The organism is Bacillus sp. 105MF (assembly GCF_000374885.1).
In the GTDB taxonomy this organism is placed as follows: Bacteria; Bacillota; Bacilli; order Bacillales; family Bacillaceae_G; genus Bacillus_A; species Bacillus_A pseudomycoides.
The window spans coordinates 99,649-113,372 of sequence record NZ_KB895565.1; the positions used below are offsets into that span (position 1 = coordinate 99,649).

General features: G+C 38.1%; 13 protein-coding genes, 1 pseudogene and 2 other annotated features (1 of these 16 running past the window's edge). Of the genes and pseudogenes, 12 read left to right on the forward strand and 2 right to left on the reverse strand.

Features of this window, described 5'->3' with window-relative positions:
• Nucleotides 1–18, forward strand: a binding site (T-box leader) (it extends 221 nt beyond the left edge of the window).
• A 49-nt stretch (nucleotides 19–67) separates the two neighbouring features.
• Nucleotides 68–311, forward strand: a binding site (T-box leader).
• 52 nt (nucleotides 312–363) lie between these two features.
• The 9 genes from trpE to scfB all read left to right on the forward strand — a co-directional run bounded on the left by trpE (nucleotide 364) and on the right by scfB (nucleotide 8,708).
• The gene (trpE, locus tag C564_RS0100500; RefSeq protein ID WP_018764055.1) at nucleotides 364–1,782 is read left to right on the forward strand and encodes an anthranilate synthase component I; all 1,419 of its coding nucleotides are present in this window, start codon (nucleotides 364–366) and stop codon (nucleotides 1,780–1,782) included.
• Nucleotides 1,779–2,366 carry an aminodeoxychorismate/anthranilate synthase component II gene (locus tag C564_RS0100505; RefSeq protein WP_018764056.1) on the forward strand — a complete coding sequence of 196 codons (588 nt, stop codon included), beginning with the start codon at nucleotides 1,779–1,781 and terminating at the stop codon, nucleotides 2,364–2,366. Before trpE ends, C564_RS0100505 begins: the two co-directional genes overlap by 4 nt.
• Nucleotides 2,363–3,388 (forward strand): anthranilate phosphoribosyltransferase, encoded by a 1,026-nt coding sequence (gene trpD, locus C564_RS0100510; RefSeq protein WP_018764057.1) that lies wholly within the window; start codon nucleotides 2,363–2,365, stop codon nucleotides 3,386–3,388. Before C564_RS0100505 ends, trpD begins: the two co-directional genes overlap by 4 nt.
• Nucleotides 3,389–4,150, forward strand: coding sequence for an indole-3-glycerol phosphate synthase TrpC (gene trpC, locus C564_RS0100515; RefSeq protein WP_018764058.1), 762 nt, complete (start codon nucleotides 3,389–3,391; stop codon nucleotides 4,148–4,150). It begins immediately after the preceding gene.
• Nucleotides 4,147–4,755, forward strand: coding sequence for a phosphoribosylanthranilate isomerase (locus tag C564_RS0100520; RefSeq protein ID WP_018764059.1), 609 nt, complete (start codon nucleotides 4,147–4,149; stop codon nucleotides 4,753–4,755). The genes trpC and C564_RS0100520 overlap by 4 nt, the downstream gene beginning before the upstream one ends.
• Before the next feature lie 2 nt (nucleotides 4,756–4,757).
• Complete coding sequence (gene trpB / locus C564_RS0100525; RefSeq protein WP_018764060.1) at nucleotides 4,758–5,951, forward strand: tryptophan synthase subunit beta; 1,194 nt, start codon at nucleotides 4,758–4,760, stop codon at nucleotides 5,949–5,951.
• 3 nt (nucleotides 5,952–5,954) lie between these two features.
• Nucleotides 5,955–6,716, forward strand: a complete 762-nt coding sequence (gene trpA, locus C564_RS0100530) for a tryptophan synthase subunit alpha (RefSeq protein WP_018764061.1) — start codon at nucleotides 5,955–5,957, stop codon at nucleotides 6,714–6,716.
• Nucleotides 6,717–7,024: 308 nt separating this feature from the next.
• Nucleotides 7,025–7,174, forward strand: a complete 150-nt coding sequence (gene scfA / locus C564_RS31610; protein ID WP_016113838.1) for a six-cysteine ranthipeptide SCIFF — start codon at nucleotides 7,025–7,027, stop codon at nucleotides 7,172–7,174.
• A 127-nt stretch (nucleotides 7,175–7,301) separates the two neighbouring features.
• The gene (scfB, locus tag C564_RS0100540) at nucleotides 7,302–8,708 is read left to right on the forward strand and encodes a thioether cross-link-forming SCIFF peptide maturase (RefSeq protein WP_018764062.1); all 1,407 of its coding nucleotides are present in this window, start codon (nucleotides 7,302–7,304) and stop codon (nucleotides 8,706–8,708) included.
• A gap of 178 nt (nucleotides 8,709–8,886) precedes the next feature.
• On the opposite strand, the pseudogene C564_RS38150 reads toward scfB, so the two are convergent.
• A pseudogene (locus tag C564_RS38150) lies at nucleotides 8,887–9,448 on the reverse strand (DUF4240 domain-containing protein).
• Between the two features lie 164 nt (nucleotides 9,449–9,612).
• On the opposite strand from C564_RS38150, the gene C564_RS0100550 reads away from it, so the two are divergent.
• Both C564_RS0100550 and C564_RS0100555 read left to right on the forward strand, forming a co-directional pair.
• A complete protein-coding gene (locus C564_RS0100550; RefSeq protein ID WP_018764063.1) occupies nucleotides 9,613–11,109 on the forward strand; it encodes an L-lactate permease in 1,497 nt (498 codons plus the stop codon).
• 100 nt (nucleotides 11,110–11,209) lie between these two features.
• Nucleotides 11,210–11,893: a DUF2278 family protein gene (locus tag C564_RS0100555; RefSeq protein ID WP_018764064.1), complete on the forward strand. Its 684-nt coding sequence runs from the start codon at nucleotides 11,210–11,212 to the stop codon at nucleotides 11,891–11,893.
• 14 nt (nucleotides 11,894–11,907) lie between these two features.
• On the opposite strand, the gene C564_RS0100560 is transcribed toward C564_RS0100555, so the two are convergent.
• Nucleotides 11,908–12,741, reverse strand: a complete 834-nt coding sequence (locus tag C564_RS0100560) for a hypothetical protein (protein ID WP_018764065.1) — start codon at nucleotides 12,739–12,741, stop codon at nucleotides 11,908–11,910.
• Between the two features lie 182 nt (nucleotides 12,742–12,923).
• On the opposite strand from C564_RS0100560, the gene C564_RS0100565 reads away from it, so the two are divergent.
• Entirely contained in the window at nucleotides 12,924–13,724 is an 801-nt protein-coding gene (locus C564_RS0100565; protein WP_018764066.1) for a zinc ribbon domain-containing protein, read from the forward strand.

Consider the following 13,724-nt stretch of genomic DNA (forward strand, 5'->3'; position numbering starts at 1 on the left):
GGAGTACCCGTCCTTTCTATAGGATGAGTACTCCCTTTTTGTGTATAAAAATAAATGAACTGAATAAACTAAATCGTTTAAGTAAGAAGAGTACGTATATTGGAGACGTTCCAGAGAGCCGGGGATAGGTGGGAGCCCGGTGCGGTGCCATATGCGGAATGGGCTTACGAGAGGTATGCTGAACAGACTTGAATAAGTAGGCAACCCGGGTTCCGCCGTTACAAGGATAGGGTATATATTTGTACCTGAATAAAGTGGGATGCTTATGCATCCAAACGAGGTGGTACCACGGTAAATTTATCGTCCTCTACATAGTTCGATATGTAGGGGACTTTTTTTATTTTAAATAGTGAGGTGACAGTTATGATAACGAAAGAACAATTTAACGTGCAACAGGAGCAGGGAAAGACATTTTTAGTAATTGATGAAGAAGAAGGAGACAGTGTGACGCCGATTGCTTTATATCGCCAAATGAAAGGTGAGAAAAAGTTTTTACTTGAAAGCTCACAGCTTCATCAAGATAAAGGGCGGTATTCTTATTTAGGATGTGATCCATACGGAGAAATAAAAAGTAGCGGTGCGGCGGTAGAGATTACGATAAATGGTAGGACTAAGCAAATAGAAGAAAATGTATTACAAGTATTGCAAAAGACCCTTGCGCCGTCGGAGGTAGAAAGCCCATTTCCATTTTGCGGAGGAGCAGTTGGATATATTGGCTATGATGTGATTCGGCAGTATGAAGATATTGGAGAAGAACTGTTTGATCCGGTCGATATTCCAGAAGTTCATGTATTACTGTACCGAGAATTTATTGTATACGACCATTTACGCCAAAAACTATCGTTTGTATATGTATGCAGGGAAGAGGATACGGACTCTTTTGAAGAAGTTCACGAGAGATTGCAGGCATATAAACAAGATGTCTTACATGGAGAAGAAGAACAAGTGAAAGAAATACAGCCTTCTCTATCCTTTACTTCTTCTACAACAGAAGAAAAGTTTTGCGAAATGGTGGAGAAAGCAAAAGAATACATTCGAAATGGTGATATTTTTCAAGTTGTACTATCTCAGCGATTGCAAAGTGAATTTATAGGCGATTCATTTGCATTATATCGAAAACTTCGAATTGCAAATCCATCACCGTATATGTTTTATATTGATTTTCAAGATTATGTTGTACTTGGTTCTTCACCAGAAAGCTTACTTTCCGTACGAGATGATAAGGTGATGACGAATCCGATTGCAGGAACAAGACCACGCGGAAAAACAAAAACGGAGGATGAAGAGATCGCGAAAGAATTGTTAGCAAATGAGAAAGAGCGTGCAGAACATATGATGCTTGTAGATTTAGGACGAAATGATATCGGACGGGTGAGCGAAATTGGTTCTGTTACGCTAGATAAGTATATGAAAGTAGAGAAGTACTCACATGTCATGCATATTGTATCTGAAGTTTCCGGAACATTGCGAAAACAAATGGGTTGTTTTGACGCATTAGCGTATTGTTTGCCGGCTGGTACTGTATCTGGAGCACCGAAAATTAGAGCGATGGAAATTATAAATGGATTAGAAACGGAAAAAAGAAATGTATATGCTGGAGCAGTAGGATATATAGCTTTTTCTGGAAACCTTGATATGGCGCTTGCGATTCGCACAATGGTTGTAAAAGACCAGACAGCATATGTGCAGGCGGGAGCAGGTATTGTCTATGATTCAGATCCAATTGCTGAATATGAAGAGACATTAAATAAAGCAAAGGCGCTTTTGGAGGTAATGAAATGATTGTACTCATCGATAACTATGATTCATTCACTTATAACTTGTATCAATTGTTAGGGGCATATGAGGAAGAGATTGTTGTACTGCGAAATGATAAAGTGACGATTCAAGAACTCGAAGAAATGAAACCAAAAGCAATTATTCTTTCACCAGGACCAGGAAAACCAGAGGATGCAGGGATTTGCACCCAGGTGATTCAACATTTTTATAAACAAATTCCGATCCTTGGCATTTGCCTTGGACACCAAGCGATTGTTTCAGCATTTGGCGGGGAAATTGTAAGAGCAGAGCATATAAAACATGGGAAAACATCACGTGTAAAGCATAATGGCACATCGATATTTTCATATGTCACGCAACCGTTAACTGCGATGCGCTACCATTCACTCGTAGCGGCGAAGCATACGATTCCAAAATGTTTTGATGTATTAGCAACAGCGATGGATGATGGGGAAATCATGGCAGTTCGCCATAACTATTATCCACTCTTCGGATTGCAGTTTCATCCAGAGTCAATTGCGACTGAAGAGGGCGGAAAATTAATCCGTGCATTTTTATCCAGTGTGAAAGAGGAGGAGCGAGTATGAATAGTTATCTTCGGAAATTAGTAGATGGACAGAACTTAACGGAACAGGAAATGTATGAAGCAGGCCTTGTGCTCTTAAGTGAAGATATATTAGAAAGTGAAATTGCAGCTTTTTTAGCATTGTTAAAGGCAAAGGGTGAAACTTCTGATGAAATATATGGCCTCGTTCGTGCTCTTCGGGAAAAGGCATTACCATTTACAAGTCATATAAAAGGAGCAATGGATAATTGCGGGACGGGCGGAGACGGTGCACAAACATTCAACATTAGTACAACATCTGCTTTCGTACTTGCCGGGGCTGGTGTGAAGGTGGCGAAACATGGGAATCGTGCGGTTTCTAGTAAAACAGGGAGTGCGGATTTATTAGAAGAACTTGGTGTCAATATTGCATGTACGCCAAGAGAAATTGACTACTTATTAGAAAAGGTTGGTATCGCATTTCTATTTGCACCAGCTATGCATCCAGCACTTAAACGCATTATGAAAATAAGAAAAGAGCTAAATGTACCGACCATTTTTAATCTAATTGGTCCTCTTACAAATCCGATTGATTTAGAAACGCAGTTTGTTGGCATATACAAACGAGATATGCTAATGCCTGTAGCAGAGGTATTGCAAAAGCTTGGTAGAAAACAAGCGCTTGTTGTAAATGGGAGCGGATTTTTAGATGAAGCATCTCTGCAAGGGGAAAATCATGTAGTGATTTTAAAGGATAACAAAATTATAGAAGAGAGTATTATTCCAGAAGAATATGGATTTTCTCGTGTAAGCAATGAAGAAATCCGAGGTGGAAATGCAAAAGAAAATGCGAATATTACACTGCAAGTACTAGAGGGGAAAAAGAGTGTATACCGTGATACGGTTCTACTCAATGCAGGTCTTGCACTTTTTGCAAATGGAAAAGCAGGGACAATTGAAGAAGGCATTCATATTGCAGCTCAAAGTATTGATTCTGGAAAAGCGTTATCGAAATTGAATCTATTAATTAGTGCAAGTAATAAAAGATTAGAGAGGGTGAATTAAATGGAAACCATTTTAGAAAAGATTGTTCAGCAGAAGAAAAAAGAGGTAGAGGCGTTGTATAAAACATATACGCCGGTGAAGAAACAACGGAAGTCACACTCTCTTGTAGAAGCATTGCAGAAATTTACAGTGATTGCTGAAGTGAAGCGAGCTTCTCCATCTAAAGGTGATATAAATTTACATGTAGATGTACCGAAACAAGTGAAAATGTATGAAGAGTGTGGTGCCGGAGCTGTTTCTGTTTTAACGGACGATCAATTTTTTAAAGGATCTTTTCACGATTTAGAAACAGCACGAGAAAATAGTAATATTCCGCTTCTATGTAAAGATTTTATTATCGATACAATTCAAATTGATCGGGCATATGAAGCTGGAGCGGATCTCATTTTATTTATCGTTGCTGCACTATCAGAAGAAAAACTACGAGAGTTATATGCATACGTGCAAAAAGTAGGATTAGAGGCAATTGTAGAAGTTCACAATGAGACAGAATTAGAGGTAGCACTAGCATTAAATCCTCATGTGATTGGAATAAACAATCGGAATTTGAAAACATTTGAAGTGGATTTGAGTACGACAGAAAATCTAGGGAAACGATTGAATGAAGAAAATATGCTTTGGATTAGTGAGAGTGGTATTCATACGGAAGAAGATATCGTACGTGTGAAGCGGGCAGGTGCAAAAGGAATTCTTGTTGGGGAAGCGCTGATGACTGCACCTTCTGTAGGAGACTTCTTTCAATCACTGAAGGTGACAACGTGAAAGTAAAGATTTGCGGCATTACCGATGTAGAAACAGCAAAGAAAGCGTGTGAATACGGCGCAGATGCTATTGGATTTGTATTTGCGAAAAGCAAAAGGGAAATTACACCTGAAAGAGCAAAACAGATTATTGATGAGCTTCCAGCTGATGTAATGAAAGTTGGTGTTTTTGTAAATGAATCGGTAGAGGTCATTCAGAAAATTGTAAATGATTGTGGTTTAACACATGTACAACTGCATGGGGATGAAGGAAATCATCATATCAGAAGATTGAATATTCCGTCTATAAAAGCGATTGGTGTACATTTGAGCGAAGATATAAAACAAGCAACAAATTATAAAGCTGATTTTCTCTTATTTGATAGCCCGAAAGAAAAGTTTCATGGTGGAAATGGCAAAATATTTTCATGGAAGTTGCTAGATGATATGCCAAATGAAATTCGTAAAAAGTGTATTTTAGCTGGTGGATTACACATTGAAAACATTAAAGAAGCAATTGAAACTGTTAAGCCGTATATGGTAGATGTCAGCAGCGGAGTAGAAACGGATGGCAAGAAAGATAGCGAAAAAATAAAACAATTTATTAGAAAAGCGAAGGAGTGTTAAACATGCAATATGCATATCCAGATGAAAAAGGTCACTACGGTATATACGGAGGACGTTACGTTCCAGAAACACTTATGCAATCTGTTTTAGAATTAGAAGAAGCGTATAAAGAAGCGATGCAAGATGAAGCATTTCAACAAGAATTAGAGCATTACTTACAAACGTACGTCGGAAGAGAAACACCGCTTTATTTTGCGGAGAATCTGACAAAGTATTGCGGAGGGGCGAAGATTTATTTAAAGCGTGAAGATTTAAATCATACCGGAGCTCACAAAATTAACAATACAATTGGGCAAGCGCTTCTTGCAGTGAGAATGGGTAAGAAAAAGGTTGTAGCTGAAACAGGAGCTGGACAGCACGGGGTTGCAACGGCGACGGTATGCGCCTTACTCGGTTTAGAGTGCGTCATTTTTATGGGAGAAGAGGATGTAAAACGTCAAAAGTTAAACGTCTTCAGAATGGAACTATTAGGAGCGAAAGTGGAAAGTGTCGCAGCAGGTAGTGGAACATTAAAAGATGCAGTAAATGAGGCGCTTCGTTACTGGGTTGCACATGTGCACGATACGCACTATATTATGGGATCTGTTCTTGGACCGCATCCATTCCCGCAAATTGTACGTGATTTCCAAAGTGTAATCGGGAAAGAAACGAAGAGACAATATGAAGCGCTAGAAGGGAAATTACCAGAAGCAGTTGTTGCTTGTATCGGCGGTGGAAGTAATGCGATGGGCATGTTTTATCCGTTTGTACATGATGAAGAAGTTGCCCTTTACGGCGTAGAAGCAGCAGGCAAAGGGATTCATACAGAAAAGCACGCAGCAACATTAACAAAAGGAAGCGTTGGCGTTCTTCATGGTTCGATGATGTATCTCCTTCAAAATGAAGAAGGACAAATTCAGGAAGCGCACTCTATTTCAGCAGGGCTAGACTATCCAGGAGTTGGGCCAGAACATAGTCTGCTAAAAGATATTGGCCGTGTCTCTTACAACTCAATTACAGATGACGAAGCGCTAGCTGCATTCCAGTTACTAACGAAAAAAGAAGGAATTATCCCGGCATTAGAAAGTTCACACGCAGTGGCGTATGCATTAAAACTTGCGCCTACAATGAAGCAAGATGAAGGACTTGTCATTTGTTTATCGGGCCGCGGTGATAAAGATGTTGAAAGTATAAAACGTTATATGGAAGAGGTGTAGAAAATGGGAGTAGAAAGAATTACAGCAGCGTTTCAAAATGGAAAAAAAGCATTTATTCCTTATGTAATGGGAGGAGATGGAGGTCTAGAGAAGTTAAAGGAGCAAATTCGTTTTCTAGATGAAGCAGGAGCGAGCATCGTTGAAATTGGCATCCCATTTTCAGATCCAGTTGCAGATGGACCTACAATTCAAAGGGCAGGAAAACGAGCATTAGATAGTGGAACAACGCTCGGAGGAATCTTTCAGGCATTAGCGGAAGTCCGACAAGAAGTAAATATTCCATTTGTACTTATGACATACTTGAATCCTATTTTAGCATTTGGTAAAGAACGTTTTATCGGAAGTTGTCTTGAAGCTGGTGTAGATGGAATTATTGTTCCAGACTTGCCATATGAAGAACAAGATATTATCGCACCGCTCCTTCGTGATGCGCATATCGCACTTATTCCGCTTGTAACAGTAACGAGTCCAATCGAACGAATTGAAAAGATTACGAGGGAGTCACAAGGGTTTGTTTATGCGGTAACGGTAGCGGGGGTCACTGGGATTAGACGTGACTTTAAGCGAGAAATTTATAGCTACTTAGAAAAAGTAAAAGCACATGTACATCTTCCAGTAGTTGCTGGATTTGGAATCTCAACGACTGAGCAAATTGAGGAAATGATTACGTTATGTGATGGAGTGGTTGTGGGAAGTAAGGTAATTGAGCTTTTAGAAACAGAAAAAGAAGAGGAAATTTGTGAACTGATTGCTGCAGTGAAATAAGAAGAAGAGGCTACCTGTTAAGGGGCCTCTATATTATATGAGCAAGTTTCAAGCCATTAAGACCTTGCACATTAGTGGTGGATTCTTCATCTCCCACTAATTATTAGTTGAGCGAATTGGCTTTTACGGGCAGTTGATTCCCCAATTGACATGAAAATATCAAGAATGATTGACGTAAACCAAAGGTGTTGTTAAAATTATTACTGGAATTAATGTGAAATATTTCACAAATTGTAGTTTTAAATGTGAAAATATTCACAAATATTGAGTTTGTTTCTTAAAAATATTTTTAAAAGGAGTTATACGTCATGAAAAGAATCGTAACACTAAGTACCCGTAAACTGACAGATACAGTAAAACATGGTGGTTGTGGTGCATGTCAAACATCTTGCCAATCAGCTTGCAAGACATCTTGCGGAGTTGCAAATCAAAAATGTGAAAACATAATGAACAGATAGAAAATGAGAAACGTACCGCCCAACTGCTTCCCAGATGGGCGGCCATTTTTATCCCGCATGAACAAGAAGTAAAAGCCCCATTAACGGAAGTTTTACTTTATAGATAAAAGGAGTTTGATTATTAAATATGATTCATCAATATAAATTAAACGGATACAACATCGTACTCGATACCTACAGTGGATCAGTACATGTTGTCGACGACCTCGCTTATGAAATCATCGCGCTTTATGAGACTACTGCTGCAGAAGAAATCATAACAATGATGCTAGAAAAATACGTATATGATTCCGATATCTCTGAGAAGGACATTCGAGAAACCATTGCAGATATCGAAGAGCTAAAAAATGATGGGGAACTCTTTACTGAGGATGAATATAAGAGTCTCTCAATTGATTTAAGAAACCGCCAAACTTATGTAAAGGCCCTCTGCCTCAATGTTGCACATACATGTAACTTATCATGCGAATACTGCTTCGCCAGCCAAGGAAAATACAATGGAAGCAGAGCGATTATGAGTTATGAGGTTGGCAAAAGAGCTATCGATTACCTATTGGAAAACTCCGGTCATCACCGAAACCTCGACATCGATTTCTTCGGGGGAGAGCCGCTCATGGCCTGGAAAGTTGTAAAACAGATTGTCGCTTACGCAAGAAGTAAAGAAAAAGAGTACAAAAAAACGTTTCGCTTCACCTTTACTACAAATGGCATGTTACTAAACGATGAAATCACTGATTTTTTGAATAAAGAAATGTACAATGTCGTATTGAGTCTTGATGGAAGAAAAGAAGTCCACGATCACCTTCGTAAAACGGTAACTGGAAAGGGGAGCTATGATTATATCGTTCCGAAGTTCCAAGAATTCGTCAAAAGCCGTGGAGATAAAGAATACTATGTGCGTGGAACCTATACTCATAACAACGTTGACTTCACCAATGACATTTTTCATATCGCAGATCTTGGTTTTGACAAGCTCTCGATGGAACCGGTCATCTGTAATCCACGGGAACCATATGCACTCACCGAAAAGGACCTTCCAGATATTTATAACCAGTACGAAATTCTCGCCAAGGAAATGCTAAAGCGTGAGGAAGAAGGTAATGGATTCACTTTCTACCATTACATGCTTGACCTCTCAGAAGGCCCTTGCATCCAAAAGAGAATTTCTGGCTGCGGCTCAGGAACCGAATATTGCGCTGTCACACCATGGGGCGAGATTTTTCCTTGCCACCAGTTCATCGGGGATAAAGAATACAGTATGGGAAACATCTGGGATGGGATTACAAAACAAGAGATGCAATGTCAATTTAAAGAGAGCAACTGCTATTCGAAGCCAGAATGTCAGGACTGCTGGGCAAAACTTTACTGCAGTGGCGGTTGCCCTGCTAACGCGCTGCACGCAACCGGCTCCATCAATGGAATCTACGATTTTAGCTGTGACATCTTCCGTAAGAGAGTAGAATGTTCCATGATGGTTAAAGTAGCCGAATCCATGAGAACTATGAAAAAAAACAAACAAGCCGTGGCACAATAAGCATAAAGATAGTATAAGGCTGAGAGATAAGTCAAAATTTGATTTATGCTCAGCCTCTTTGAAAATCTTCTTTTTCTTTTAGACAAAAAACCCCCACTGATTAAAGTTTCACTTTATAAAATGGAATTCATTATGTAAATTATACCATTTCATATACGAGTATTTTGAATTTATTCAGTTAATATAATAAAGGATTTTCACCAAAATGTTCCCAAAGTGTTGGAAAACGTTTTGCTAATCCTTCTTCATCGTCTTCTTCCCAATCGAACTCAATTTCAGGCATAGATGAATCATGTCCCTTTTCATCTAATAAGGAATCAAATGTATCCCAAATATCGTCGTCCCATTCTATATCTCCCGTTTCTTGTAAAGAAAAAGCTTCAAGGGCAACAGATAGTATTTCTTCACATTCAGGAATAATTTCTTCCTCCTCATAATAAGCAGGAATTAAGTTTGCTAGATTTTCAGGATTTTGCAGGGCGGATTCAAATGTTTCTTGTCCACATGCAATGAGCCAACCTCTAAAAATCAAATAAATCATCAGAACATCCACCAAAAATAATATAAGCAGCTGCCCATAGAGAAGATGTATAAGATTCTTTGAGAGCGGTTTGGAAATGAATTTCAAAGTCTGTAATTTCGCTCGTGGGCTGAGAAGTTAAGTGTTCCACCAGCCATTCGCTCGTTTCCTCTTTTTGATTCATTTCTGAAATCAGCTGCCAAAATTGTCCTTTGTTCATATCTATAACCCCTTTTGAGGAATATAGTATTTCTTGTAGTGTATCGTTTTTTCGATCATTCACTTGATAAAGAATAGTGAAAAACTGTTATAAAATGAATTGAATATTCTGACATATATTATATAATAGTTACAATTGTATCTTATAAGAAACGAGATGATGGTATGGCTCTATGGTTAGCCCTTATTCCAATTATGATGATTTTCATTTGTTTATTTATTTTTAAACAAACATCGCTGAAAGCCTCGCTGATTTCTTATGTTGTATGTACTGGAATCGTTTTACTAACGCCAATGTTTCGACTGCAAATGGGAGAGGTTATGCATGCAACAATTAAGGGCGGGTTAATTTGTTTTATTGTAGGATATGTTCTGTTTTTTGGTATTCTTTTATTTCACCTCATGAACAAAATGGGATACATCGATCAAGTTGCACGCTTTATCGAACAAGTGACACATGATCGATTATTACAAATGCTCTTAATGTGCTTTGGAATTTGTCCACTTATCGAATCAGTGAGCGGGTTTGGAATTGGTTTTATGGTGGCAGCTCCTATTTTTCTTTCGCTTGGTTATAAACCGTTCCAAGCAGTTTTATTATCGTTTATCGGTTTATTGGCGAGTTCCTGGGGAGCGATGGCAACAGGGACGATTATTGGATCGCAGCTCATCAACATGCCATTAGTGAACTTAGGATCTAGTACAGCATTACTCAGTATTCCTTTCTTCGCATACTTTGTCTTACTTTCTTTGTATGTAGTTGGCGGCTGGCAAGCTGTGAAGGAAAAGTGGAAGGAAGGATTCGGTTTTTTTCTCTTATTTTCTATATCAATCTATCTTTCTAATGCATATGTAAGTGTGGAATTAGCCGGGATTTTAAGTTCCATTGTAACAATTACATTTGGTTTTTTTATCATTAAAATGACAGCGAGGCAAGGGAAGGCGTTTTTATCGGAGCATGCTGCCACGAAGCAGCGAGAAGTTTCTATCGTGAAAATTATAAGCCCTTATTTATTTTTAACAGTTTGTATTTTACTTTCTCGTCTCATTCCGTCGTTACATAATATGCTACAATCTTACGCGATTCTTGATTTACCATCGTATTCTTACAAACTAGCGTTATTATATTCACCTGGATTTTGGCTTGGGGTTACATGTTTATTTAGCATCGTTTTTTTTCGCATTCCTTCTACTATTATAAACCAATCTTTATTACAAACGATCAAACAATGGATACCGTTTGCGATTACAACGACAATGTTCATTGCCATTTCAGAATTAATGGGTGCAGCTGGTATGCATACATTGTTAGCGGACGCAGCAGGGCAAACATTTGGAACATTATTTGTCTTTGTTGCCCCGTTCATCGGTGCAATTGGTGGTTTTTTAACGGGAAGTAACGCAGGATCAAATGCGATGTTTATTAAACTACAAATGCAAACGGCGCAGAATGTAGGACTTCCGTGGCAATATGTTACGACTTTGCAAAATACAGCATCATCCGTAGCGACAGTTGCTTGTCCGTCACGGATTACGCTTGGGGCCTATCTATGTAATATCCCGTTTCGAGAGAATGAACTACTAAAAAAGACAACGCTTATGATTTTTGGAGCGGTGTTAATTGTGGTGGTAGAAGTTGCAGGTTGGTATATATTGCGATGAAATATTTGATGAAATCCTCTACTTTGGGAGGATTTTTGTTTGTTAGTGGATAATTTATAAAAGAACAAGTGTTTCCATTACATGAAGAGGAGATGATCCCATGCCCTTAAAAAACTACGGCGTTTTAAAAGGTATCGCACTACAATCTATGATTGGAAAAGGGAAAACACCTCATTATCAAGTTCATTTGCAAGATGAATCAGGAGTAGATTACCGGATTGCAATTAATGTGAAATCGCAGAGTTATCCATCAGAAGTACTATATTTTGCAAGTGAAAATATTAAATCAGAAGCTATTACGATTTTACCGACATTACCTTTTGGTTTTACAGAAGTGAAAAATAATGAACCAAAGGTGGCTTTAGATTATGTGCGGGGAAATTTATTTGAATCAAAACAGATGATTCCTTTGCCGCCAGAAAAATCGGGAGCTGACAATGATTTAAATGAAAAAATAGAACATTATATGAAACGAGCGATAGAGGAAAAGGCAATTATTTATGCATTTGGAGAACGATGGGGTCCAGAAAATGATACACCTGATCGATATTTTCATTTTAAACCTGGTAATGGGATACATGATATTCATATGAATCAAGGAAATGTGGAGAAGTGGCAAGGGGATGATGGCACATGGCAAGATGGTGGCCTATTCATCCATTTTGAGAAAAAGCAGCAATGGGTTGGCATTTTCCTCGCATTTCAGTCGCAGTCTTGGTGTACAGACGAAGAGGGACATGCGCGGATTCCGGTGGAGCATTGCAACTATAAGAGCAAAAATTAATTAAAACAGCTAGTTCATCTCGAACTAGCTGTTTTAATTTTGTGGCAAATAAAGCTGATGAATACAGCGATACATGAAAATAGTATGGCTATGCTAGAGAAAGCGAGTAAGTACGTATTGTATTTCACTACATTTCCTATTAGCTGATTACTGTCATAATGAAAAAGCCTTGCTATGCTATTAAACAGAAATAGGAGAATGAACATAGTGATGATTCCATCTAATGAGCCCTCTATATCCGGCTTGCTCAAGGCAATATGTGCAGAGATACAAATCGCGATAAAAAGAAAAAGCCAAAACAAAGGATTAAATAAGTTGCTAACTGTAAAGAGACTTTTTAATAAGAGAATGGCTGATAATAAAATATTTTGTAACATATCGATATTGATAGAAGCGGTTTGAGTATTTGTTTCAAGAGCATGTATAAAGACCGAATAAGATTGTGGTACGAAATAATACATAAGAAGGATCAAGGCGGCCATTCCCGAGAAAATAGGAGCAATTCCGATGAAGAAATTTCCTATTCGTTGATATATACTTCTTTGATTATATTGATGCCTGACATAACCTAAATAACCGTTATTTGTATTGGTTGGAAAGAGCTGCATTGCCACAATTTGATGCCTAAATACGACACACATAATCGCATGTCCTAATTCATGAATAGGAACACCAATCCAAGCTGATAAAAGAAATCCTTTTCTACCAAAAGCCCTCGTCCAATACGTTCGTGTAAGAGATTCTAAATATCCTAATAGAAAACCAACTAAAATGATAACACCAAGTAATGAAAATAATTGTATTAAGCTTGTAAGGAATATATGAAAAATTGAGTATGCTAGTTCCATATTCTTCATCCAATCTATGTATTTTACTACTGTTTATCATACCACTTTGTGAATAGATTACTAGAATAGATAGGGTGGAAATGTATAGCATATATAGCTTTTTCTTGTAGGCATGTTTTCTGTCCTTATACATATATTGAATTTGTAGCAGCTTAGAAGATACATGCAAGGGAGATGGTAAGATGATGTGTCCAGAGTGTAAAACTGAGCATGCAAGTGAAGTGAAATTCTGTGGTAATTGTGGACATTCACTTATGGAGCAAGCTGTAGAGCATCATGCAGAACAGGGAGAACAGCAGTTGTCCCAACCAGCACCTGTACAGGAAAACCGTTCGAATGAAACGGTAGAGCAAGCAAAGCAATTTGCAAGTGATTACTTTCAGTTTTTTAAGAATGCATTAAAAGCTCCAACAGCAATTATGAAAAGTGGACATATTGAGGTAAGGAATGGGATTACAAGTCTTGTTCTTATTTGTTTCTTTTTTGCTTGTATGTTTTACCGGCTGATGAGTGCAACGGCATCAATTGCAACTGGAATTATAAGTAGGGCTGGATTTGTACCTGAAGAACAGCCTTCTTTTTTGGGGGAATCAGCTAAGGTCTTTTTATTTTTATTAATTTTATTTCTATTTGTTGGGGGTGTAATTTTTGTAAGTGGAAGGCTCATGAAATCATCTTTTTCTTTTTTAGAAGCATTAGGGGTATGGGGAACAATTTCAACACCGGTTGTCGCTATACTTATTCTTGCATTGTTATTTAGCTTTTTGTTAGGCTTCCTATCTCCACTATTTTTAGGATTCGCTGTAACAGGGATGACGATTTGCACAATTGTTTCAATATTAAAGTTAGACAGAGGTGGATTAGATCCAGTGTATACACTTATTATCGCAAATATTTTGATTTCAATTGCGAGCTGGATTGTGCTTTGGTCCTATATAAAAACAATACTTGATACCTTAACTGGAGGTTTAACAAACTTCTAA

Excerpts from the sequence above, each read along its gene's own strand:
- trpE (WP_018764055.1), top strand. The coding sequence starts at position 364 with ATGATAACGAAAGAACAATTTAACGTGCAACAGGAGCAGGGAAAGACA.
- C564_RS0100505 (WP_018764056.1), top strand. The coding sequence starts at position 1,779 with ATGATTGTACTCATCGATAACTATGATTCATTCACTTATAACTTGTAT.
- trpD (WP_018764057.1), top strand. The coding sequence starts at position 2,363 with ATGAATAGTTATCTTCGGAAATTAGTAGATGGACAGAACTTAACGGAA.
- trpC (WP_018764058.1), top strand. The coding sequence starts at position 3,389 with ATGGAAACCATTTTAGAAAAGATTGTTCAGCAGAAGAAAAAAGAGGTA.
- trpB (WP_018764060.1), top strand. The coding sequence starts at position 4,758 with ATGCAATATGCATATCCAGATGAAAAAGGTCACTACGGTATATACGGA.
- trpA (WP_018764061.1), top strand. The coding sequence starts at position 5,955 with ATGGGAGTAGAAAGAATTACAGCAGCGTTTCAAAATGGAAAAAAAGCA.
- scfA (WP_016113838.1), top strand. The coding sequence starts at position 7,025 with ATGAAAAGAATCGTAACACTAAGTACCCGTAAACTGACAGATACAGTA.
- scfB (WP_018764062.1), top strand. The coding sequence starts at position 7,302 with ATGATTCATCAATATAAATTAAACGGATACAACATCGTACTCGATACC.
- C564_RS0100550 (WP_018764063.1), top strand. The coding sequence starts at position 9,613 with ATGGCTCTATGGTTAGCCCTTATTCCAATTATGATGATTTTCATTTGT.
- C564_RS0100555 (WP_018764064.1), top strand. The coding sequence starts at position 11,210 with ATGCCCTTAAAAAACTACGGCGTTTTAAAAGGTATCGCACTACAATCT.
- C564_RS0100560 (WP_018764065.1), bottom strand. The coding sequence starts at position 12,741 with ATGGAACTAGCATACTCAATTTTTCATATATTCCTTACAAGCTTAATA.
- C564_RS0100565 (WP_018764066.1), top strand. The coding sequence starts at position 12,924 with ATGATGTGTCCAGAGTGTAAAACTGAGCATGCAAGTGAAGTGAAATTC.